The organism is Alteromonas sp. S005 (assembly GCF_036864475.1).
In the GTDB taxonomy this organism is placed as follows: domain Bacteria; phylum Pseudomonadota; class Gammaproteobacteria; order Enterobacterales; family Alteromonadaceae; genus Alteromonas.
In genome coordinates, this window is the sequence record NZ_JAZETN010000018.1 from 52220 (window position 1) to 74359 (window position 22140).

Below are 22140 nucleotides of genomic sequence, written 5' to 3' on the forward strand. Positions count from 1 at the left end.
GAGATTAAGGAAGATATATGAAACATTCGTTTTCAAAGTATGGATTAGTGTTTTCCGTGCTGCTCTATATACTAAGTTTGAGTTATTCAAAAGCGAACGCAGCGTTGATTACTAACGCCCCCGTCAACTCTCCAGCCGCTGTCATATCTGTTGCGGATACAAACTTCGGGTTCTCATCACTATTAGATGAATTCTCTTTATCGCAATCTTCCTCTATTACTAAAATTACATTTTGGTCTTTAGAAAACCCTAATCAAGGGGTAATTAGTGACTTCATTACACTTAGGCTTTTTAAAAATGAGCCGGGCTTTGATCATAACACGCCATTATTTGCTGCTTCGGGCGCTTCTGGTCCGGGGGCCGTTTTCACCAAAGAAGCTGTTGCTGGGGTAACCGGAATGTTTTTACACGAAATTGAACTGGTAAACTTCGATTTAGGGCCGGGCGACTATTTCTTGAATATTGGAGCCGATTTAATAAATAACAATGGTTTTTTTGGTTGGGCTAATGCTTCGACCTCAATTGACCTCGGTGTAGCGGGATGGGAGTTGACACCATCAAACCCTTTTGACCCATCAAATCCTGTTGGAGCAGTAAATTTAAATGGTTTTGAAGTTGATTTGGCATTTCAAATAGAGTACGAACCAGTCGTTCAAGCTAATGCACCTTCAGCGCTGTCAATATTGTCACTAGGTTTAATATTGATGCTTGTTCGAAGAAGAGTGTAAACCGCTAAATCTAAGCACGCCTTAATCATTACGGACAGTGACTATGAAGAATGGCAATGGATTGATGCCTGTGAATAAAGCGTTGGCTAATATTAAGTCAGCGCTCCTTTATGTTTTTTTGTTTAGTTTAGCCATTAACCTATTGATGCTTGTCTCGCCCCTGTACATGCTGCAGGTCTATGATCGGGTATTGGTTTCTGGCAGTCATGCCACTCTACTTTTTCTTACTATTTTTGCTTTGGTTGCACTGATTGTGTTGGCCACGTTAGATATCGTTCGCGGGATTTTACTCGCTCGTTTAGGTAATGCTTTTGATAAAACCGTGAGCGGATACTTGTTCAAAAACATTATTGAACAGGGAGGGCATAGCCAGCCACTACGTGATGTTGACACCGTGCGCAGTTTTCTTTCATCACCGGCACTCACCGCAATAATGGACGCACCGTTTACACCGCTTTATCTAGCGTTAATCTACATTCTACATCCAATGTTAGGGCACATTGCGCTGGCAGGCGCTATTGTACTTTTTACCCTTGCGCTTCTTGGCGAGAAAATGACCCGTGTCGCGCAAAAAGACAGTCAAAATGCATCTAGCCAAGCTCATCGCTATACGGATGTTTGCGGAAAAAACCGAAATGCAGTTTATGCAATGGGTATGAGCAGTCATATTCTTGCTAAATGGAATATTCCACATTTAAAAAGCTTGAGTTTTGGAGGCCTCGCCAATTCCCGAAGTAGCGGTATTTCGGCAATATCTAAAGGCCTGAGATTTGCGCTCCAGGTAGGTATTTTGGGAATGGGGGCATTCCTTGTGATTGAGCAAGAATCTTCCCCTGGCGTAATGATTGCCGCCTCAATTGTAATGGGAAGAGGCCTAGCACCTATTGAAGCTTCTATAAGTGGATGGCGTCTGGTTATTGCTGCCCGTGATGCGAGGGAACGATTACTAGAATATCAAAGTAGTTTACCTCCCTTGACCGAACCGCTGCCGTTGCCAGAACCAAAAGGCAAGTTAACCGTTCAAAACGCTATTTTTCAGTTTCCACACAGTGAAAAGCCGCTGATAAGAGACTTAAGTTTAACGATAAACCCGGGTGAGGTAATTGGGATAACAGGGCCCAATGCAGCAGGTAAAAGTACGTTGGGCAAATTGCTTTTAGGACTTTATGAACCCACCCATGGTGATATTCGCCTTGATGGTGCGACTTACTCCCAATGGGACAGAAAATTGCTTGGGCCGCATATAGGTTACTTACCGCAAAGTGTAGAGCTTTTTCCTGGAACAATTGCGGAGAACATCAGCCGTTTCACCAATGCAGATCCAAACGAAATAATGCAAGCAGCGCAGCTTGCTGGTGTACATGAGATGATCCTTGGCTTGGATAATGGCTATAACTTCGCTGCTGATAACTTTGATGAAGCATTGTCTGGTGGGCAAAGGCAGAGAATAGCGCTAGCGCGGGCAGTTTTTGGTTCGCCGAAGCTCATTCTACTTGATGAGCCGACGTCTTCTTTAGACGCAGAGGCAGAACGTACCGTCGCTGCTGCGATAAAAGCGCTGAAGGAACATGGCGCTACAGTTCTAGTGATAGGGCACCGCCCAGCTCTTATGAACTTAACGGATAAGTTATTAGTCATGCAAAACGGTGCACTCGCTGCTTTTGGCCTCACCAATGAAATTATGGCTAAACTCGTCAGGCCTGCTGTTCAAAAAACAGGTACCTAAAAATGAATATAGCTAACGAAGATTTACCTAAAATAAAGACATCACTTAAGGGGCCCATTGTGTCCGGCCTGATTATCTTACTGGTATTTCTTGTAGGAGCGACGGCCTGGGCGTCTTCAGCGAAACTTGCCAGTGCTATTATTGCGGTAGGTCAATTGAAAGTCGATTCCAACCGCAAGCAAATTCAACACCTTGACGGAGGAATTGTTAACGAAATAATAGTTTCTGACGGTCAGAGAGTGAAAAAGGGCGATACGCTCGTAATTTTAGATCCCGTTCAAGCAAAGTCTTCTTTAGGGATTGTCGCGGGGGCACTGTTCACTGCAGAGTTGAAACGTAGTCGTTTACAAGCGGAGAGAGACAATACTGACCAGCCTGATTTCACGCGATTTTTGCATAGAGAGCATGAAGATAAAAATAGCCTGATCGACGCTCAGCAATCTTTATTTTCGATCCGGCGTTCTGTTCAGGTATCCCAACAAGAAATACTGCATCAACAAATTGAAAATCTCAAATCACAAATATCGGGGTTTAATAGTCAGCAAGCCTCTACTCAAACCCAAATAGGAATAAGTAAGAACGAACTGGTAAATCTTAGAAACCTTAAAGCCAGAGGATTAGTAGGAAATGAGCGCCTGCTTGAACTAGAAAGGAATTTGGCCCAACTTGAGGGAAGGGCTGGCGAACTTGTTTCGTCCATTGCCAGTGCTAAAGCGAGTATTGATGAAAAGCGCCTAGAGCTTATAAGAGTGAAGCGTAGCTTTAATGAGCAGGTGCTAGCTGAGCTGCAAGATGTCGAGTCTGAGATCATTGATTTACAAGAGCGTGCTAATGCTGCAACTCACCACCTACAACAAATGGTCGTTAAAGCCCCTGTTGATGGGTTAATCGTAGGTTTGAATGTGCATACCGAAGGAGGTGTTGTAGTCCCAGGGCAATTGCTTATGGAGATAGTTCCAGACAATGACGCGCTTATTGTTGAAGGACAAGTATTACCTACGGATGTAGATGACTTGCTGGTTGGTCAAAGTGCACGAGTCAAACTCTCTGGTCTTCAGCAAAGGACAACTCCTGAGCTGACAGGAAAGCTACAGTATGTTTCAGCCGATAGTATGTTAGACGAGCGTTCGGGTATGACTTATTTCATCATTCGAGTAAGTATAGCGGCAGAAGAACTTGCGAAACTTCCTTCAGAAGGTCTTATTCCAGGGATGCCAGCAGAAGTGTTTGTACAAACCGGTGAGCGTACCGCTCTAGAATATTTACTTCAACCGCTTTCGGACACTATTGATCGGGCATGGCGAGAAAAATAAGTCCCGACGTAAACAAACTTTTTCGCAGCGCTTAACGTCACTCAATAAATAAAGCGATTTTCAAACAGGCAAGCTGCGAACGCGTTAGTCGAGTATTTAAGAGTTTCAATGCAAAATAAGATTATTTAGCGAGTAAGTGAAATACCAAATTGTCAGCGTCTACTTTGCCTTTCAAACCGCCTTCAAGCACTGAGCGCTCTAACTTCTGAATGTTGTAATCGGCTGAATAAAGAGACTCAACAGTTTTTTCGTTTACGCTAAAAGGAGGACCGGGCATTTCATTTTGGTCATACTCGAATGAAATGATTAGCTGAGGGGGACACTGCGTAATGGTAATTAAGTGTGCAGCATATTGCTCGCGAAGGGGGCTGGGTAGTGCAACTAAAGCTGCTCTGTCGTAAACACCAGTAACGTCACCTATGTCGCTTGATGTGAGTTTAAAAATATCGCCCACGTGTATGGTTAAGCCGTCTTTAGCATAAACCTTACCCTTTGCTGTTGAGGTAACGGTAGGCTCGGCTCCCAGCTCTTCAAATAGCTGTATTATAGCCACTTCACTCAGTTCAGCACCTACCACCTCACAACCTTGGGAAAGTAGCCAGCCGATGTCGCGGGTCTTCCCGCATAGCGGAACAAATATGCGTTTCAAAGCTGAGTGAGAGCTTTCAGCATCCAATAGGGAAGAGGCATATTTGATAAGAAGCGCGTTGCCTTCGGGCTCATGAAATCCAATTTCATTTTTCTGCCATTTACTGTGCCAAAAACTGTGTTCCATGTAGACCTCAATTAGGTAAGTGATGTAACTCAAAAAGCAGGCATTGTTACCAAGAACATGCGAAACTAAAAAGGTAGCGTGAAAACCCTACCTTTTTAAATATGATTAGTTATCAAGCGGCGTGTTGAAGTCTTCCGATAATTCGAAGTCTCCTTCAACCGTGGTCACTTTGTCGTCAACGAAGTTTATCACCATCTGCTGTTGAAAATCTTTACCACGCTTTTCCATACCGCGCTTCATATCATAAACGTAGTACCAAGTGTCGTCATCGAATGAGTCTTGAACAACCGGGTTGCCTAGTACATAAACAACTTGTTCTTTTGTCATTCCAACGCGCAGTTTTTTAACGTCTCTTTGATCAAGAAAGTTTCCTTGAGGAACGTCGATACGATATATCCAGTTCGAGCAAGCGGTTGATGTAAGTGTGATACCAAGAATTACTAATAGGTGTTGCAACTTCATGCGTTAATTTGTCCAGTATTGCCTTTGTTAGTGCCAAGGAATTCCGCAGAAGCGAATTTCGAGGCTGTTTTATTGCAAGCGCGAAAGCATGCTACATTGACAACTATGACCAATCAACTGCATTTTAGTTCGATGCTGCGCTTTTAAGCAGTTCTTTTGCGTTTGCTAAGGCAGACTTGGTTACTTTGTCACCGGCTAGCAATCTCGCCAACTCATCAATGCGGTCTTGCTTGGTAAGCGGTAGCATTTGAGTTTCTGTACTTTCCCCATCGGTAAGCTTAGTAACGAAAAGCTGGTTATGCGCCTGCGCAGCTACTTGTGGTAAATGCGTTACACACATTACTTGTGACTGCTTGCCCAGTTTGCGCAACAGACCGCCAACGATAGACGCAGTTGGTCCGCTGATACCTGTATCGACCTCATCGAAAATCATGGTAGGCGTAGCGTGATTGTCACTTGCGATCACCTGGATAGCTAGCCCTATACGTGACAATTCACCACCTGACACCACTTTTTCTAACTTGTCTGCATCCTGGCCAGGGTTGGTAGACACTTTGAACTCGACAATATCAAGACCTGTACTAACTGGTTTCTTAAGCTCGTCGTACTGAATTTGAATATCTACTTTTGCATGAGGCATATTCATCTGACGAATCTGAGCCTCAATATCTTTACTTAATTTATTTGCAGCACGTTGTCTGCTTTCAGATAACCCTTTAGTCGCCGTTAGGTATGTTGCTCGCGCTTCCTCTACTTCGCTTTCAAGTGTTCCCAAAAGGGTTTCTTGTTCAGCCAGCGAGTTAAATTCGGCGGCTAGTTCTTGATGGTGTTGATACAGCCCTTCTGGCATCACGCTATGTTTGCGTGCCAGCTCCATCGCCTTAGCATAGCGCGCTTCCACTTGCTGTAGGCGAAGCGGGTCAATCTCTAACTGATCGCAGTAGCTGCGCAGCTCCCCCGCAGCTTCTTCTACTTGAATTGCCGCGTCGTTAAGTAACGCTATCATAGGCGTAAGGCTTGCATCATGAGCTTCTAATTCGCCCAAGCGTTCAATGCTGCTTTGAATCACCGATAATGCATTGCCTTCATCATTTTCGTATAAATTGTAAACGCTGGTCTGCGCTTGTTCTAAAAGGCTTTGTCCATTGCTTAAACGTTTGTGCTCTATTTCCAACTCTTCGAACTCGCCTTCTTCAATAGCAAACTCATCAAGTTCTTGAACCTGATACGTTAACAGCTGAATTCTATCTTCTCGCTGCTGCGCTTGCTCTTGAAGTGTTTTTAGCGTGCGTTGCTTATCACGCCAGATTGTGTGAGTTTCTGTAACTTGCGCTAACAGCTCATCATGCTTAGCGTAACCGTCGACCAGTTCTCTTTGATGATCTTCTTTAAGCAATTGGAGGTGGGTGTTTTGGCCGTGAATGGCCAATAGATACTGCCCTAAGCCTTTTAACTGCTGAAGTGAAGCGGGAATGCCATTGATAAACGCTTTTGAGCGACCTTCTTTAGAAATAACTCTGCGAATAAAGCAACTATTTTCATCCTCGTCAGAGGTGAGCTCATGCTCGTCGAGAAAGGTTTTAGCTAATGCGTTACCGCTCAAGGAAAAGTGTGCGATGATTTCAGCTTTCGTACTTCCTTTACGCACTGCATTTGCGTCGGCACGTTCACCTAAGCATAAGCTTAACGCATCAATAGCAATTGATTTACCTGCGCCGGTTTCACCGGTTATTGCAGTAAGCCCGTTTTCCAGTTGAACCGACAATTGTTTTACAACAGCAAAATTTGAAATAGAAAGATGCGCTAACATAACCACACTCGAATAAGTTGAACATGATGATATATACAGTAACTGATAATATATACAGTATTTTAGCTGTGTAAAGTTAAGTCGAGAAAAAATTGCGTAAATATTAAGGAGTACTTTAATAAACTTATTAAAATCAGTGTTATAAGTTTGGTGGATTATGTGGGGTTACGAGTAACCTGTAGAAGTGAAACTAGTGTGAATACGTGCTCTACGGAACTTTATACAGTACTAATCTAAGTGAAAATTCGATAGCAAAAAGGAGAGCCTAGGCTCTCCTTTGAAGTTTCAACTTTGATTAAATTAAAGATAGCCAGATGACTATCTAAAATTCATTAGTTGAACCTTATTGCTGTAATTCGCCACTTCCAGATTCAATGTGGGCGCGGACGAACCACTGAAATTGTTCTAAGTCGGCTAGCTGACCGGTGATCATATCTTCCGATACTGGGTCAATTTCACCGAGTAGCTCTAGCGCTTTTCTATGGTCACCATTTACGCCATCGTACACGGCATCTAGCGCTTTAAGGTGATCAAGTACTAAGCCTTTACCTAGTTCATAGTCTTTCCAGCTACGACCTTCAACGATGGCTTTTGGTGTGCCTTTGGGTACGCCACCGAGTGTAGCGATTCGCTCGGCAATGGTATCGGTCATTTCACGTACCGCATCAACCTGAGGGTCTAACATTTCATGTACCCCAATAAAATTTGGTCCTACTACATTCCAATGAATGTGCTTCAACGTTAACTGTAAATCTAATAGTGCAACCAATCGCTGATCCAATACCTTGATTGTTTTGGCAGCAGCATCGTTATCCATTCCGGGGGCTGTAAATTTGATATTGGTGTTACTCATGATATCTCCTATTGAATGCAAATAAATTAGCACGATGAAAAACATCAAGAGGGTCAAAATTTCACTGACCCTGTGCCAACGACTTACTTTGACAGTTGCAACGGGTATGCCGAAATCTGAGATTTTTATAAGTACAAGTTTTAACTGGGGAAATTTAACAAGATTAAAAAATCTTTATTTTTCAAGCCTGTAGCGACTAAGAAAAAGCTACAGGCTAATGTAATAAATGCACGTTAGGTGAGAAGAATGGGGAATAAGGCTAGTAAAGCTTACTGCCCCAACCTAGCTTTTTGCGAAGTACGTTGAAATAGCTGTAGCCTTTAGGATGAACAAGATGAAGCTTGTCTACGCTCTTGTTAATGCGAATTTCATCACCGGGAAGTACGGGTAGAACAATATGGCTATCGCAACTCACTTGCAACGAGTCACTGTTAACCTTTGATACTTTCATCGATACTTGACTGTCAGCATCAACAACAATGGGCCGACTGCTCAGTGTGTGAGGAAACATAGGCACCAGCGTTAGTGCATCCAGCTTTGGCATAATGATAGGGCCACCGGCAGATAGGGAGTATGCAGTCGAGCCTGTAGGTGTGGCGACAATTAATCCGTCGCTACGCTGACTGAATACGAATTGTTCATCGATATAAATTTCAAATTCCATCATATGAGCAACTTTGCCGTGGTGCAGCACCACTTCGTTTACGGCAGAGTTGTTACTTTTAAGCTTTTCGTGCCGATAAACTTCTACTTCTAATAAGAAGCGCTCTTCAACCACGCAGTCGCCATCAAAGATAAGGTCAAGCTGTTGAACAATATCATCAGGGTGAATATCTGTTAAAAATCCGAGATTACCGCGGTTTACGCCTACAACGTGAATGTCAAAACGCGCCAGTACACGCGCAGCGCCAAGCATGCTGCCGTCACCACCTACTACAACAGCAAGATCAGCCTCTTTACCAATAGTGACAAGGTTACAACTTTTAACGTTTTCAGTTTCAAGCTCTTCAGCAATACTTTCCTCAACGAGTAATTTGCAGCCTTTGGCGAGTAAATATTCGGCAAGAATATTTAAGCTGTCATGAGTTGCAGCGTGCTGAGGTTTTCCAATTAAAGCAACGGTTTGATAGGGCATGGAGTGCTAATGTCCTTTCATTTCCAATGGTCGGACATTAGCACAGGTATTTTGCAAAAGAAAAGCGTAAAACGTTGCAGAGTGCCAGGTTTAGCGATCTTCTAATCGATTATAATCAAGCAGGCCGCCTTCAATAGGGTAGTGCTCGCTAGACCACTGAATCAATTTGTCGCTAAAAGCCCAAAAATTAGGGTTTGTTCGGCGCATAGCGACATTGTCGAGCAAGGCTTGGTAATCAGCCTCACTTTTAATTGTTTTCAGCTTTTCTATTGATGCAGTGACGTCAGAAGCGTTGATATACCAAAACGCATCGGGATAGCTACCCAAAAGTCCATGCACTAGAGTAATTGAGTCTTTAGATGGTTCGCGGTTTTCCTCTTCATCGAACAGACTGTTTACATTATAGTGAGCACTGTTTCTGAGGGCAGTAAACACATCTATCTTATCTGAATTTTGGCCATCTTTTACCACAATCATGGTCGTTTCAGGCATCAGCGTGGCTTGCTGAGCAGGAAGTGAGTTTAAACTCGCTAGCGCTTCATACTGCTCGGTTGATAACAGCTGTTTATTGTATGTCGAGGCTTGTGGCTGAACTTTAGCTAAGTACTTCGATAGCAATTGATAGAGTTCTTTTTGCGGGCGCTCTGTTTCATATGTTATGCCTGTAGGCTGTTCGAAACTATTAAAATCACCCTCTAAATAGTCAGTGAGTTCGGGGCTAGCCTTTTGATACCAGTTATCTAAGAGTTCCTGGCGAGATGCCGGGGGAAGCAGGTTGAGGAAGTTCGACTCGCCTTCCATACGCAAGAAGTCCATATACAAACGGGTCATCAGTTGATGGCCATAATTGCCGTAAACATCAAAGCCGGCAACCAGTAAGTAGTGAATACGTTCTAATAAGGCGTAGTCAATAATCCAAGCTGTTTTAGTAGGCTTCCCCACCATTCCTTTCGCTACGGTGGCATTATCGAAGTGGCGAAATACGGTTAAGCTGGCATTGGTATTGTTGCCGTCACCGTCCCAAATACTCGATACGTTCAGGTGCTCTCCGTTTTCAAACTCGCTGTTTAGAAAGGCTGTTCTTGCGCGCATATAGTCGCCTTGGCGTTTTGCATATTTTGCCCAATTTATCGCTAGCGCAGAGCTGTCTTTTTCAGCAGGAAGGTGGAGGTTTTCCTTTTGGGACGCGTAAAAAGCATTCACTTTCTCAGAAGCTGCTATGTCTGGGTCGACAAAGAACACCCAAAACCGGTCGTTAATCACGTTTAGTGCGACTTGTCCTCGGCATACCGGGCCCTTGATGTAACCCATAATAGTGTTTTGAGCACGCTCAAGCATAAATCGATAACGACTTTTTACCGGCAATAAAGTAAAAGCCGTTAGAGGGTTTGCCGCTACTTCAGATTTATAAGACGGCAAGGTTTCGACAATAAATTCTGCATCGACAAACCAAGATTGCCATTTATCCAAAAGGTTCTGATTAATAGCGTAAGCTTGGTGTGTTTTGCTCACGATAGTAGAATGCACAGGCTGCAAGCGATAGTAAACGCGTTCGACCTTAGGATCATCAAAGGGTCTTCGAGTTGCAATGATGTCTAACGCTTGTCCAGGTGGAGTACGCGAACGCACTAAGTTAAAAAACTGAGGCGTTTTCTCTTTTTCTGAAATATCTTCGAAGTAGAGATGCGATGTAAACAGGTGTTCGTAAATGTAACGAGCAGAGAGCTGCATCTTGTTACTATCCCCATTTAGCCATGCTTCCAAGTCAGATACTTTCTCATTTAGTTCTTGTGAGAGCATTTTCGGCGAGGGTAACGGTGCACCATGATTTAACCATTGGATGAGCGTGGTGTGTTCAGCGTCCGATAGCGCAGGCAGAGCGTAGGGCATTCCTCCTAAAGGCTGACCAGCTATATATTCGCCCATTTCATCTATCGTGGGGCATTGGTTTTGTCTGCTCAGACTTATATCGAAGCTGTCATCTAAATGAGTGGTATTGGGCAAAGGGTGCTGTTGCTTCAATAAAAGCATTTGCGCTAGCACTGAGGATTGTGTTGGCGCAGTGTTAGAATCTTCTTTTGTTGGCAATACATCGAAAAAGCCACGCTCCCGCCAGCTATTTACGCTGTGAGCGTCGAGAAACATTCTGTTTGGTTGAGCGGCAGTGAGTCGCGTGCCTTCATACACTTTTTCTTTGTTACCACCTCTGGCTACGCCTTCTGGTGAAGACATTTTTAACTGGCATGGCGCATCATAACAGGCGTGGCACACCACACAGCGTTGGGTCAACACACGGTTTACTTGCGTATCAAAGAAATTGTCGGGCAAACTTTCCATGGCTGGCATGGCATCATTTGAGGAAAGTAAAGGTGCATCAGGTTTCGGCCATTGCCAGATCACTAAAGCGATAATTGCTATAAGCAATGAAGTTATACCGAATTTTTTCATAGTCTTAGTCCAGAAGAGTGTCTCGCCCAGTCTACCACTCATTTCAGATAAGGTGATGCTATAAATACTGAAAAACAAGACTTCGCTGTAGCATTATCAGATCTAATAATAAGTGTTTACCCTTCAGTTAATAGCGCAAGAAGCACAGTGCTTTCAATTAACACCTAAAAATAAAACACAGAGCTAGAGAAAAATAACATTATTTTTACATGTTCGTTGCTTTGAGCGTTGCTGCAGGTATGCTGGAGAAACGTAAATACAGGAGGGAAGCATGTCTCATCAAATTATTCTGCCTAGATTGATGCACGTAGGGAAGGGAGCGAGTCAGCGGGTTGCTGAAACCCTTAAAGGTCTTAATTGTCATAAACCGTTATTGGTTACCGATAAGGTGATGGTCGAACTGGGATACAGCACTGCCATAGTACGAGTGCTAAAAGAGGCTGGAATTAGCGCAGATATATTTTCAGATACGGTCCCAGAGCCAACGGTAAAATCGATTAACCGAGGTGTGGATGCATTTAAAGCCAACGATTATGACAGCATTATCGCCTTAGGTGGCGGAAGCCCTATCGATAGCGCAAAAGCCATTGCCATATTGGGCAAATACGGCGGCGAAATGCGAGACTACAAATTCCCACGAGTTGTCGATGAAGCAGGATTGCCAATTATCGCTATTCCTACAACGGCGGGCACAGGTTCTGAAGCAACGCGATTCACTATTATTACTGACGAAAATACAACAGAGAAAATGTTGTGTGTTGGCCTAGGATTTATGCCAACGGCAGCACTGGTCGATTATTCGTTAACGCAAAGCTTGCCTGCACGCGTTACCGCCGATACTGGCATTGATGCACTCACCCACGCTATTGAAGCGTTTGTAAGCCGCAAAGCCAATCTTTATAGCGATGCACAGGCGTTATCGGCCATGGCATTAATTGCGCCTAACCTACGCACTGTATTTGCAGACCCTACAAATGAAGCAGCTAGAGAATCAATGATGCTGGGCTCAACGCTTGCTGGTATTGCTTTCTCAAACGCATCAGTGGCCCTTGTTCATGGAATGAGTCGACCTATCGGTGCAGCCTTCCATGTGCCACATGGTTTGTCTAACGCCATGCTGCTACCTGCTGTAACCGCTTTTTCAACTCCAAGTGCACCAGTGCGCTATGCACAATGTGCCCGCGCGATGGGTGTCGCTAAGCACAGTGACTCAGATGATGTGGCGAACGCAAAGCTTATAAACGAATTAAAAGCACTTAATGCTGATTTGCAAGTGCCCACTCCAGCCGAGTTCGGAATTGATAAAGAGACGTTTTTCGCATCGGCATCGACAATGGCAGAGCAAGCATTGGCATCAGGCTCTCCGGGCAATAACCCTCGCGTACCTACGATTGAAGAGATGGTCGCTATCTATGTCTCACTCTGGGACTAGTGTTTTTGCTAGAAGTTAAAACGAAAAAAGACTGCTTCCTGCAGTCTTTTTAATACGAAGCGGCACGCTACAACTACCAATAGTAGAGTGCTATAGACACAGTCAACTATCGGGCCGTCCAACCCCCGTCGAGTACCATAGTTTGCCCGGTAATATTGCGGGCACTAGTGGACATTAAGAAGCTTGCGGTATCTGCCAGCTCTTCAACGCTTACGAATTGTTTTTTAGGCATGGGTTCTAGCATGATTTTTGTTATTACCTCTTCCTCGGTGAGGCTATTCTCTTTCGCTTGCGCGGCAATTTGTTGTTCTACTAAGGGGGTTTTAACATACGCAGGGCAGAGGGTATTTATCGTTACATCACAGTCACCTGTTTCAAGCGCGATGGTTTTTGCGAAACCTAGTAAACCGTGCTTTGCCGCTACGTAAGCGGATTTGTATGGCGACGCTACCAAAGAGTGGATAGAGCCTACGTTGATAATGCGTCCGTAGTTTTGCTTTCGCATTGCTGGTAAAAAAGCTTGGGTTAACAGGGCAGGTCCAACCAGCATAATGTTAATTAACTGCTGCCATTTATCAGAAGGAAAATCCTCTATACGAGAAACGTGCTGTATTCCTGCATTGTTGATTAATACATCGACGGTAAGCTTTCCTAATACCTCTGGCAGTACTGCGACTTGCTCTGCATTGCATACGTCTACAGCCACTGCGCTGGCAGAGCCGTCTAAATGTGCAAGTTTGGTCACGGCATCTTTTGCCGCTTGTTCGTTTATATCCGCGATGATCACATGGTGGCCTTGTTTCATCATAGACTCGGCAATGCCAAAGCCAATGCCGCTTGCGCCGCCAGTGATAAATATTGTGCGTTTATTCATTGGTACTCCTGGCGGCGTTAGTTAATGAAGGTGCGCTATTTAATGAAAACAGCAGATTTTTTACCGCCCTTATCTGCGCGCCGTCTCTATTCGCATAATCGCTAGACGCATAGCCCCACCAATCCCAGCAGCCTTGAGGGTTTAGCGGCATAAACAGCGACTTTTTCGTTTGTGGGTACATTACAACAATATTATTGTCATCAGCCCATTCATTCAGCCCTGTTTGAGTGGTGTAGGCATTGCCAACGGCATCGGCATACTGATTACAGCCGTGAAAACTTATATGGGCTCTACAAGGCTCGCCTTGTGCACAGCTTTTTGGCACGTACACAAAGCCCTCGCTTGCTAGTGTTTTTGCATCGCTCCCTGCTATTTTTTGTTGATCAATAGAATGTAATTGCCCTGAAAGTGTGGCGTCGGGTGTCGAAACATCTTTAACAAGATGAGAGAGCATGGCGCCTGCTGCATCGAAGTCGCAGTTCCCAATAAAGGGGCTTTCCGACTTCATACAGTTCACGCCGTTTTTTTCTGTGGGAAACAAATGTGCCATGGGTTTATCGTTGACGTAGGTAATATTCGCTGTGTCTGTCCACAATTTGTATTGCTCAAACAACAAATCACTCACTTGCGCAATCACTCTGGTGTCTTGCGTACCGTGAAAAAGCCAGACTTTTGCGTCTTTCATATTAGAAAGCGACGCTATTTTCCCTTCAGTTTCGTATTGGTTGGCTTTTTCGTTTAGTGTTTTAAGGCTAATTTCTCCCTCGACCTTATTTACACACTGTGCAAGCGCAGTGGTTATATCACCTTGAGCACAAAAGTAGGGGCCGCCTGCAATCACGCCAACGCCATTCACCCAATCGCTGTGTGCTAATTGGAATTGCGTTGCCATATAACCGCCTGAAGACAAGCCAGATACGGTTACGTTCTCTAAATCGAGGCTAAGCGAAGGAATATCACCTTGCGCTGATGCATCTGCGCTGAAACTTGACGAACTAAAGCTAAGCGCACTAGCGCTTAACAGAGAAAGACACAGCGCGTGGCGTAAAAAGGGTGTAGATTTTATCATTGCATTGCTGCCTTATCATTTTCTAAAAATTGGCGAATGGCCTTGGCTTGAGCGGATATGTTGGTTACCCCTTCTAAATGCCCTAGTTTGCCATCTAGCGTAACTAATGTGCTGTCGATATCAGTTGAAATAAGCGCTTGATGTGCACTTTGTGATAAGTAAGGCATGAGAAGCAAATCCGTTTGAGCTGGAATAAAAAGCGTTTTTGCCTTTATCGACGCCAACCCTTGCTCCAGACCATCTTGGTGCCCAGCAACAAAAAGCTGGCAAGCGCGAACCAAATATAAAAGGTGATTAGCATCCATTTTCTTAGCGCGAGCTTTTGCTCGTTCGCGAAGCCAGCTCACAATACTGTGTGACTGGCGTATGTCATTAAGCGGCGCAGACTCAACATTTTTGAAATCCAATAGGTTGCCCTGTTCATTGAAAAACGAAGGTGTAAGAGCATTTTGCGTAATGAGCATAAGCGAGGCCGCTAAGCCATCAAGAGGAGCCTGCTCTTTGGTGTAATCACCATTGTTCCAGTTTTTATCAAGCATTATTGGCGTTGCCCAGTGTTCCAGTGCTGCGGTGGTCCATGCATCACTTTGACCTGCGCCGATAACCGAAATCATACGCTCAACCCAGTCTGGGTAAGCGCTCGCCCAGTCTATAGCCTGCATGGAGCCCATAGAAGGCCCGACAACCGCGTAAAGTTTGCTAATACCCAATCTTTCAAGAAGAGCTTTCTGAACATTTACAAAGTCACGTATGGTGACAACGGGAAAGTCCAGTCCGTACGGTGTTCCCGTGTCTGGATTTATTGATGCTGGGCCTGTGGTGGCCACGCTAGAATCGTAAGCATTTAAGTTGACCAACGTGTCTACGCTTACTACATAAAAGCGTTCTGTATCAATGGCTTTCCCAGGGCCGATAATACTATCCCAGTAGCCCGGTACTGGGTCGTTTTCATTGTACTTCCCCGCTGCATGAGAGGAGCCTGAAAAATAATGAGTTATGAGAATAACGTTACTCTTGGTATCGTTTAGTTTTCCGTATGCCTCCCAACCTACCTTTACATTTTTGATTTGTTTACCACCAAAGGTTGTGAAGTGAGGCATTTCAAATATCTGCTTTTCTACTATCAGAGCATCTTTTTGCTCGACCTCGCTAGCTATTACCTGAACGTGTGACGTTAGTAGAAATGACGCAAGCAACCCCAATAGGACGCGTAAATTTCCAGCTAAGTACAAACTTTGCACTTTGGTAGATGTCATATATTTTTGTGACTTCAAGGCGCGTGGCTCTTCTAATTGCTGGCTGCTGCGCTTGCTTTCACTCCCCATATGTTTTTGAGTACGCCTAGTTATCCAGTTCATTTTCTTTAACCCTCAATCCTTTTCCAACGCGCTGACTACCTTCAACAGAGCCTGTATGTAAAGTGGCCCTGGCTACGAATATATCAGCGCTAACCCTTCGCTCAATTTCGTTTTTGCCGGCTGAGCTATTGCTACATAAAGCTGAATAAGCCAATTGCCATTGCCAATCCAATCACTGGCACTACTACAGTCAGTGCACCCACAGCCCAATACGCTGCCTGATGGGTTTCGTTGCAAATGGCTCGTATGGTGGTCACTACATAGCCATTATGAGGTAAAGAATCCAACGCGCCTGATGATATAGACACAATTCTATGTAGTTGCTCTGGCTCTACGCCTTGATCAAGGTAATGCGGAGCCACCAAGGGTAAGGCAATGGCTTGTCCGCCTGATGCACTTCCGGTCAACCCTGCAATAACACTCACTGCAATGGCGGCACCAATCAGTTCGTTACCAGGAATTTGGGTCATAAGTGCTACCGTTGATTGAAACGCTTCGGTGTTTTTTGCAATAGAGCCAAACCCTACAACAGCGGCAGTGTTACCTATGGCAATCAATGCCCCAGTCGTCCCCGCATTTATCGCAACTGGTAAACTGTGAAAATGCTTGTAATTAATAGCCAGCAAACACAGCACGCCGCCGCCTAATGCAAGAATAAGGGCAAGCTGAGCTAGCTCTTCGTGGAATAAAAATGAAATGACTAGTACAACCACTAAGGGCACAATGCCGGTAAGCGGGTGGGGTAGCGCTCTGTCTCGCACTTCAGGGTCGCTTGCCCTGGCCTCAAACACCTCGCCGTTGTTCACCGCTTTTCTAATCATTTTAGCCAGCCACCAGTAGCCGAAGCATGCCATGAAAATGGCGACGATAAGGCTAACTTCCCATGCTGCAAAAGGTGAGGTGCCTAAATACTTTATAGGGATCCAGTTTTGAATCTCGGGCGAGCCCGCCGAGGTCATCGTAAATGTTACCGATCCAAACGCCATGGCTGCTGGAATAAAGCGGCGGGGCAGGTTGGCATCCTTAAACAAGCTTACCGCCATTGGGTAGACGGAAAACGCAACAACAAACACGCTTACACCACCGTAGGTCAAAATAGCGCAAGCTAGCACAACAGCTAATACGGCGCGCTTGTAACCAATCTTGGTGATGATCCAGCGAGAAACAGCATCCGCGGCCCCTGTATCCTCCATGAATTTACCGAACAATGCGCCAAGTAAAAACATGAAAAACCAAGAAGCAATGAAGCCTGAGAAACCGCTCATATAGGTTTGAACAAAATTCACATCGCCAGTGAATACGCCAATATTATTGGTGATGGCAACCACAAGCGCACACAAAGGTGCAGCAATAAAGAGGTTCATTCCGCGTATTGTCAAAACAATAAGCAACAACAGACCGCCTACTAAGCCAATCATACTTAACATAGTTATTATCCTTAAAAAATCTGTGACCGCAGATGATCCGAAACAGTTAAGTCGATTAAAGATTTGCTCACACCCAAAACCACAAAGTGTATGCAAATCAGATAAAAAGCATTCATAACAGACATAAAGTTTGACGTTACTTTTCTAAAAATCCCATAGTACGATGGTACTACATACTATTAACAATTAATTAACTAAAGTGATTTTGACCGTAGGCAATACATCCGACAGTGACGTGAGCCTGCTGATCTTTGAAGTACAGTATTTGAAGTACAGCAAAGACCAACAGGCCCTAAAACTTAGAACAACAAGGACTCACTATGTCTAAATCAACACACATTAATAGCTTGGTATCACCCTACCAATCGTATTCAGCCACTGTTACAACAAAAGAACTTAATAGAGTTACAGTAAAACGTCCCATGCGTAGCTTATGTGCCCTTGCGGTGGCTAGCGTAATAAGTACAGCGCCAGTATTCGCACAGGATGATCAAGTCAATGCTGACGCACAAGAGCAAAAGGGAAAGCTAGAACGCATTGAAGTAACGGCACGAAGAACCCTAGAGTCACTGCAAGAAACGCCCGTTGCTATTACATCTGTTGGCGCTGCTGAGCTTGGCGAGAAGGGAATCAGTGTTCTTACCGAAGTACAGCAGTTTTCACCCAATACAACGCTGCAAACCAGCCGTGGTACTAACTCAACCTTAACAGCATTTATTCGCGGATTAGGCCAACAAGACCCGCTATGGGGCTATGAACCCGGCGTAGGTATTTATGTGGATGATGTGTATATTGCTCGCCCACAAGGGGCCGTACTTGATTTGTTAGACGTACAGCGTATTGAGGTATTACGGGGCCCGCAGGGAACCCTTTACGGAAAGAACACCATTGGTGGGGCAGTTAAATACGTCACTAAAGAAATGACTGGCGATACGCAAATGAATGTTGAGGCTACCGTAGGCAGCTACAGTCAGCGAGATATTAGAGTGACCGGGCAAATTCCATTGATTGAAGATACGGTGTACCTTGGCGTGGGTTATGCCAATCTAAACCGCGATGGTTTCGGTGAATACTTAGTAAGCGCGTTGCCTAACCAAGACAAAGAAAACTATAACAAAGATCTTTGGGCAGCCCGTGTGACACTTGAGATTCATCCAAGCGAAGATTTATTTTTCCGCATTGGTTGGGATAAAACCGAAGATACATCAAACGCTAAGGGCGGCTATCGTTTAATTCCCAGTATTTTGACAGATGCGCCTGTACCTGATTCGGTTTTCGATTCCTATACTAGCCTTCCGACGTGGAATAAAGTCGAGTTAGAAGGCTATAACTGGCTTGCGCGATACCAAGTGAATGATGATTTAGAGCTTAAATATATTGGTTCGCACAGAGAAAGCTATTCACCTACCAACATCGATTTCGACAATACACCCTTGCCTATTTTCGATGTACCGGCAGAGTATGACGACAGTAACGATACTCACGAAATTCAAGCTAACTATATCGGAGATACTTTCAGCCTTGTCTCCGGTTTATACTTTTATGACGGTGAAAGCTGCGGAAACTTTGACGCAATCCTAGGTGTGCTCGGTCAATCATTAGGAGCGCCAGGATTAACCAGGGAGGTGACGGGCTGCAATAACTCAGAAAGCTGGGCTGCTTATGCGCAAATGAACTACGACGTTACCGATAAGCTATCGCTTTCGCTTGGCGCCCGTTACACCGATGAAGAAAAGAGCGCATTTGTAAACAACGGTTTGATATTTGCCAATGTTTATCCTTACACAGACTGGGTAGATGGCTATGTGCGCCCTGACGGACAGTTAGTTCCTCAGGTACTTGGGACAGACACTAATGGTGATGATGTCTTGGATGCGCCGGCGGTAGAAAGCTGGTCTCGCTTTACCCCGCGAGTGGGGCTGGAATATCAAATGAACCGCGATACCATGTTCTTCGCAAGTTACTCACAAGGCTTTAAGTCGGGCACCTTTAACCCTCGTGCTCAAACCAATGAGCCTGGTGTTGAACCTGAAGTCGTAGATAGCTTCGAAGTGGGCGTTAAAAGCGATTTAAGCGACGCGCTTCGTATGAATGTCACTTTATTTTCATATGATCACAAAGATCGTCAGTACATTGGTGTAGAAGGGGATTTGTCTGATCCTACCGCACTTGATCAACGTCTGCGCAACGCAGCGGAAACTGCCGCAAAAGGTGCCGAGTTAGAAATGACGTGGGTAGCAACCGATAACCTGCAGTTTGATGTTGCTTACGGCTATATTGACTTCGAGATTAAGAAAAACAATGCCATTCCTCCGTTGATTGGCCTAGCCAGTACACCTGAGAATACCTTTAACTTTAATGCTAATTACTTTCTAGAAACGAGCTTTGGAGATATTACCTTCAACGCCAACTATTACTATCGCGATGATTACCTTATCTTTGAAACCAGCGACCTTATTCAACAAGATGCTTACGGTATGGTGAATTTAAGCGCGCGCTGGGAGAGTGTTGAAGGCGACTGGTATGCCGGATTACATGTGAAAAACTTGACCGATGAAGAGTATCTGGTTGGTGGATATGACTTTGTCACACAAGACGGTGAGGGTAACTTTGGGCCAGGTCTCGGTGGCGATACAACACTTATCGGTTATTACGGTGATCCACGTACCGTGCATCTTACGGTAGGTTATCGGTTCTAAACGATAGAGCTTAAGTAAACCCAACGACGGTCATCGCGCCTAGGCCTTTGTGCTTAGGCGCGTTCGCTTTTACGCGATTGATACCTGCGAGAATATTGGGGGTCGAAGGTCTTGTGTAACTAGTTACGCTAAAGCATTAACCTTTTTAGGCCGGCGTGATAGTATGTTAATTAACAAGGTAGTTACAAGTTGATAGCATTATGTCCGTAAAAATTTTGATTGCTGACGATCATCCTTTGTTTAGGGCCGCTATGTGTCATGCATTAACTAGCGTGGAGCACCTCGAGCTTGTAGAAACGTCTACCTTCCCTAGCACCCTTTCTCATCTCGAGGAAGATCAAGACATAGACCTGCTGTTCTTAGATCTTACTATGCCAGGCAACGAAGGGTTAAATGGCCTTGCACAAGTACATGCGCTATACCCTGATGTCCTAGTAGTGGTTATTACCGCACAAGAAGAACCCGACGTCATGGCAAAGTCGTTTGCACTAGGTGTAAGTGGATTTATTCCTAAATCTGCCTCGGTTGAGTGCATTATTGACGCAGTAAATACAGTATTGGATGGGGAAACTTGGATACCTCCATCAGTTCAGATGCCTTCGGGTTCGCTACAAAACCCTGCTTCCTCTGGTGCGAAAAGTGTATCCGACCAAGGTGATTTCACGGCTAGGTTGAAACAACTCACACCTCATCAACTTAAAGTGCTGCGGATGGTATCAGATGGCTTGCTCAATAAGCAGATTGCTTACGAACTCGACATTTCTGAGTCTACCGTTAAACAACATGTCTCTGCGGTGTTAAGAAAGCTTGGCGTTATCAACAGAACTAAGGCGGGCATAGCGTTCAAAAATGCAATGCATGTCTAGCGCTCTGATTGTATTAAAATTCAACGAATATTCTGTAGGAATAGAAGTCGCAAAAGCTATGTGTTAGCTTTACTTAGGATAACCAAAAGATCAAAATTTAATAAAAAGGACTTTTATGAAGCGTTCTGCACTATTAATTGCTTTATTTCTCCCTCTCTTTTGCCGCGCTGCAGCTACTCACTGGACTGACTTTACACTCGACAGAGGCCACGTATTTTTACCTGTAACCATAGAAGGTATAGAGTCTCGTGTTATGCTCGATTCCGGCGCGCAGATAAACAGTATTAATAAAGCGTTCATTGGAAAACATGACCTTGAGTTAGACGGCGGAAGAGCGGTCAAAATTCAGGGGGTATATAAAATTGAGAAGCGAAGCACATTTAATAATGTGAAAGTAAATATATTTGGCTCAGATTTCGAACTCGATAGCTTGGTTGAAGGAAACCTAGGCCATCATTCAAACGGTCTTCTTTTAGGGGCAAGCTTTTTTCAAAACTTCATTGTTCAATTAGACTACCCCAACAAAAAAATGAGACTGATAACTAGAGACAGCGTAAATATGTACGATGTGGCCAATGTTCGCACTGTGGTCCAGCAGGGGAGTGGAATGCCTATTGCGGAAGTTGAAATCAACGGTAAAGCACATTGGCTTCTGATTGACACAGGTAATTCGGGTTCATTATTTGTTGACAGAAAAGTGGCATCTAGAGTTGGTCTATTAGATAAAGTTGAGGCGACGTCGGAATCTTATGGAGTAAACGGTTCTGGTGTTAATGAGTTTGCAACAGCTGACACTGTCAAATTTGGGCCGTATGAGATCAGTGATGTTAAGGTGAGTTTTCCTACTGAAGGTCAAAAGACACACATAGAAAGCCAATACAAAGAATTAGGAAGCAGACTCGGTGGTAAGAAAGTGGTTGGACTCATTGGTTACGACCTGTTAAAAGACTTTGTTATTACTTTGGAATATAGCACCGCTAAAATGCATATTGGATTGCCAGAGTAGTTATTTTTCAAGACCTTGTTTCAATAGACGTTTCAGCGCGAGCGGTTTTACAGGTTTCGGTAAGTAAGCCATACCTAGTGAAGCCGCTTCCTCCCGGACTTTATGACTACGGTTAGCTGTAATGAGCAGCGTGAAATGGAACGAAAAGCCGTTTTGAGC

Annotated in this window: 17 protein-coding genes; 7 read left to right on the forward strand and 10 right to left on the reverse strand. The window is 44.5% G+C overall.

What is annotated here, in order from left to right; genetic code table 11:
- The first annotated feature begins 17 nt into the window (after positions 1-17).
- From V7R55_RS17205 to V7R55_RS17215, 3 genes are read left to right on the forward strand one after another with little or no spacing between them, the layout of a single operon-like run.
- Entirely contained in the window at positions 18-728 is a 711-nt protein-coding gene (locus tag V7R55_RS17205; RefSeq protein WP_334060479.1) for a hypothetical protein, read from the forward strand.
- Between the two features lie 43 nt (positions 729-771).
- Positions 772-2454, forward strand: a complete 1683-nt coding sequence (locus V7R55_RS17210) for a type I secretion system permease/ATPase (protein ID WP_334060480.1) — start codon at positions 772-774, stop codon at positions 2452-2454.
- A 2-nt stretch (positions 2455-2456) separates the two neighbouring features.
- Complete coding sequence (locus tag V7R55_RS17215) at positions 2457-3767, forward strand: HlyD family type I secretion periplasmic adaptor subunit (protein WP_334060481.1); 1311 nt, start codon at positions 2457-2459, stop codon at positions 3765-3767.
- A 121-nt stretch (positions 3768-3888) separates the two neighbouring features.
- Here the strand turns inward: V7R55_RS17215 and tmpT are convergent, their stop codons facing one another.
- The 6 genes from tmpT to V7R55_RS17245 all read right to left on the reverse strand — a co-directional run bounded on the left by tmpT (position 3889) and on the right by V7R55_RS17245 (position 11250).
- Entirely contained in the window at positions 3889-4542 is a 654-nt protein-coding gene (gene tmpT / locus V7R55_RS17220; RefSeq protein WP_334060482.1) for a thiopurine S-methyltransferase, read from the reverse strand.
- 105 nt (positions 4543-4647) lie between these two features.
- Positions 4648-5004, reverse strand: coding sequence for an outer membrane protein assembly factor BamE (locus V7R55_RS17225; RefSeq protein ID WP_334060483.1), 357 nt, complete (start codon positions 5002-5004; stop codon positions 4648-4650).
- Between the two features lie 124 nt (positions 5005-5128).
- The gene (gene recN, locus V7R55_RS17230) at positions 5129-6814 is read right to left on the reverse strand and encodes a DNA repair protein RecN (protein WP_334060484.1); all 1686 of its coding nucleotides are present in this window, start codon (positions 6812-6814) and stop codon (positions 5129-5131) included.
- A 343-nt stretch (positions 6815-7157) separates the two neighbouring features.
- Positions 7158-7667, reverse strand: a complete 510-nt coding sequence (gene dps, locus V7R55_RS17235; RefSeq protein ID WP_025254717.1) for a DNA starvation/stationary phase protection protein Dps — start codon at positions 7665-7667, stop codon at positions 7158-7160.
- A 259-nt stretch (positions 7668-7926) separates the two neighbouring features.
- The gene (gene nadK, locus V7R55_RS17240) at positions 7927-8802 is read right to left on the reverse strand and encodes an NAD(+) kinase (RefSeq protein WP_334060485.1); all 876 of its coding nucleotides are present in this window, start codon (positions 8800-8802) and stop codon (positions 7927-7929) included.
- Between the two features lie 90 nt (positions 8803-8892).
- Positions 8893-11250, reverse strand: a complete 2358-nt coding sequence (locus V7R55_RS17245) for a fatty acid cis/trans isomerase (RefSeq protein ID WP_334060486.1) — start codon at positions 11248-11250, stop codon at positions 8893-8895.
- A 271-nt stretch (positions 11251-11521) separates the two neighbouring features.
- On the opposite strand from V7R55_RS17245, the gene V7R55_RS17250 reads away from it, so the two are divergent.
- Positions 11522-12682, forward strand: coding sequence for an iron-containing alcohol dehydrogenase (locus tag V7R55_RS17250; RefSeq protein ID WP_334060487.1), 1161 nt, complete (start codon positions 11522-11524; stop codon positions 12680-12682).
- Between the two features lie 106 nt (positions 12683-12788).
- Here V7R55_RS17250 and V7R55_RS17255 read toward each other — a convergent pair whose 3' ends face one another.
- From V7R55_RS17255 to V7R55_RS17270, 4 genes are all read right to left on the reverse strand, one after another.
- The gene (locus V7R55_RS17255) at positions 12789-13556 is read right to left on the reverse strand and encodes a 3-hydroxybutyrate dehydrogenase (RefSeq protein ID WP_334060488.1); all 768 of its coding nucleotides are present in this window, start codon (positions 13554-13556) and stop codon (positions 12789-12791) included.
- The gene (locus V7R55_RS17260; protein ID WP_334060489.1) at positions 13549-14625 is read right to left on the reverse strand and encodes an extracellular catalytic domain type 2 short-chain-length polyhydroxyalkanoate depolymerase; all 1077 of its coding nucleotides are present in this window, start codon (positions 14623-14625) and stop codon (positions 13549-13551) included. The genes V7R55_RS17255 and V7R55_RS17260 overlap by 8 nt, the downstream gene beginning before the upstream one ends.
- Positions 14622-15881, reverse strand: a complete 1260-nt coding sequence (locus V7R55_RS17265; protein ID WP_438823605.1) for an E22 family MetX-like putative esterase — start codon at positions 15879-15881, stop codon at positions 14622-14624. The genes V7R55_RS17260 and V7R55_RS17265 overlap by 4 nt, the downstream gene beginning before the upstream one ends.
- A 233-nt stretch (positions 15882-16114) precedes the next feature.
- A complete protein-coding gene (locus tag V7R55_RS17270; protein WP_334060491.1) occupies positions 16115-17410 on the reverse strand; it encodes a GntP family permease in 1296 nt (431 codons plus the stop codon).
- A gap of 320 nt (positions 17411-17730) precedes the next feature.
- Here V7R55_RS17270 and V7R55_RS17275 point away from each other — a divergent pair, with 320 nt between their 5' ends.
- The 3 genes from V7R55_RS17275 (at position 17731) to V7R55_RS17285 (ending at position 21981) form a co-directional block, all read left to right on the forward strand.
- Complete coding sequence (locus V7R55_RS17275; RefSeq protein ID WP_334060492.1) at positions 17731-20109, forward strand: TonB-dependent receptor; 2379 nt, start codon at positions 17731-17733, stop codon at positions 20107-20109.
- 200 nt (positions 20110-20309) lie between these two features.
- On the forward strand, positions 20310-20975 hold the full coding sequence (locus tag V7R55_RS17280; RefSeq protein ID WP_334060493.1) for a response regulator transcription factor: 666 nt from the start codon (positions 20310-20312) through the stop codon (positions 20973-20975).
- Between the two features lie 115 nt (positions 20976-21090).
- Positions 21091-21981: an aspartyl protease family protein gene (locus tag V7R55_RS17285; protein ID WP_334060494.1), complete on the forward strand. Its 891-nt coding sequence runs from the start codon at positions 21091-21093 to the stop codon at positions 21979-21981.
- The last annotated feature ends 159 nt before the right edge of the window (positions 21982-22140 follow it).

Coding starts and splice junctions, on each gene's coding strand:
- V7R55_RS17205 (WP_334060479.1), top strand. CDS start 18: ATGAAACATTCGTTTTCAAAGTATGGATTAGTGTTTTCCGTGCTGCTC.
- V7R55_RS17210 (WP_334060480.1), top strand. CDS start 772: ATGAAGAATGGCAATGGATTGATGCCTGTGAATAAAGCGTTGGCTAAT.
- V7R55_RS17215 (WP_334060481.1), top strand. CDS start 2,457: ATGAATATAGCTAACGAAGATTTACCTAAAATAAAGACATCACTTAAG.
- tmpT (WP_334060482.1), bottom strand. CDS start 4,542: ATGGAACACAGTTTTTGGCACAGTAAATGGCAGAAAAATGAAATTGGA.
- V7R55_RS17225 (WP_334060483.1), bottom strand. CDS start 5,004: ATGAAGTTGCAACACCTATTAGTAATTCTTGGTATCACACTTACATCA.
- recN (WP_334060484.1), bottom strand. CDS start 6,814: ATGTTAGCGCATCTTTCTATTTCAAATTTTGCTGTTGTAAAACAATTG.
- dps (WP_025254717.1), bottom strand. CDS start 7,667: ATGAGTAACACCAATATCAAATTTACAGCCCCCGGAATGGATAACGAT.
- nadK (WP_334060485.1), bottom strand. CDS start 8,802: ATGCCCTATCAAACCGTTGCTTTAATTGGAAAACCTCAGCACGCTGCA.
- V7R55_RS17245 (WP_334060486.1), bottom strand. CDS start 11,250: ATGAAAAAATTCGGTATAACTTCATTGCTTATAGCAATTATCGCTTTA.
- V7R55_RS17250 (WP_334060487.1), top strand. CDS start 11,522: ATGTCTCATCAAATTATTCTGCCTAGATTGATGCACGTAGGGAAGGGA.
- V7R55_RS17255 (WP_334060488.1), bottom strand. CDS start 13,556: ATGAATAAACGCACAATATTTATCACTGGCGGCGCAAGCGGCATTGGC.
- V7R55_RS17260 (WP_334060489.1), bottom strand. CDS start 14,625: ATGATAAAATCTACACCCTTTTTACGCCACGCGCTGTGTCTTTCTCTG.
- V7R55_RS17265 (WP_438823605.1), bottom strand. CDS start 15,881: ATGACATCTACCAAAGTGCAAAGTTTGTACTTAGCTGGAAATTTACGC.
- V7R55_RS17270 (WP_334060491.1), bottom strand. CDS start 17,410: ATGTTAAGTATGATTGGCTTAGTAGGCGGTCTGTTGTTGCTTATTGTT.
- V7R55_RS17275 (WP_334060492.1), top strand. CDS start 17,731: ATGTCTAAATCAACACACATTAATAGCTTGGTATCACCCTACCAATCG.
- V7R55_RS17280 (WP_334060493.1), top strand. CDS start 20,310: ATGTCCGTAAAAATTTTGATTGCTGACGATCATCCTTTGTTTAGGGCC.
- V7R55_RS17285 (WP_334060494.1), top strand. CDS start 21,091: ATGAAGCGTTCTGCACTATTAATTGCTTTATTTCTCCCTCTCTTTTGC.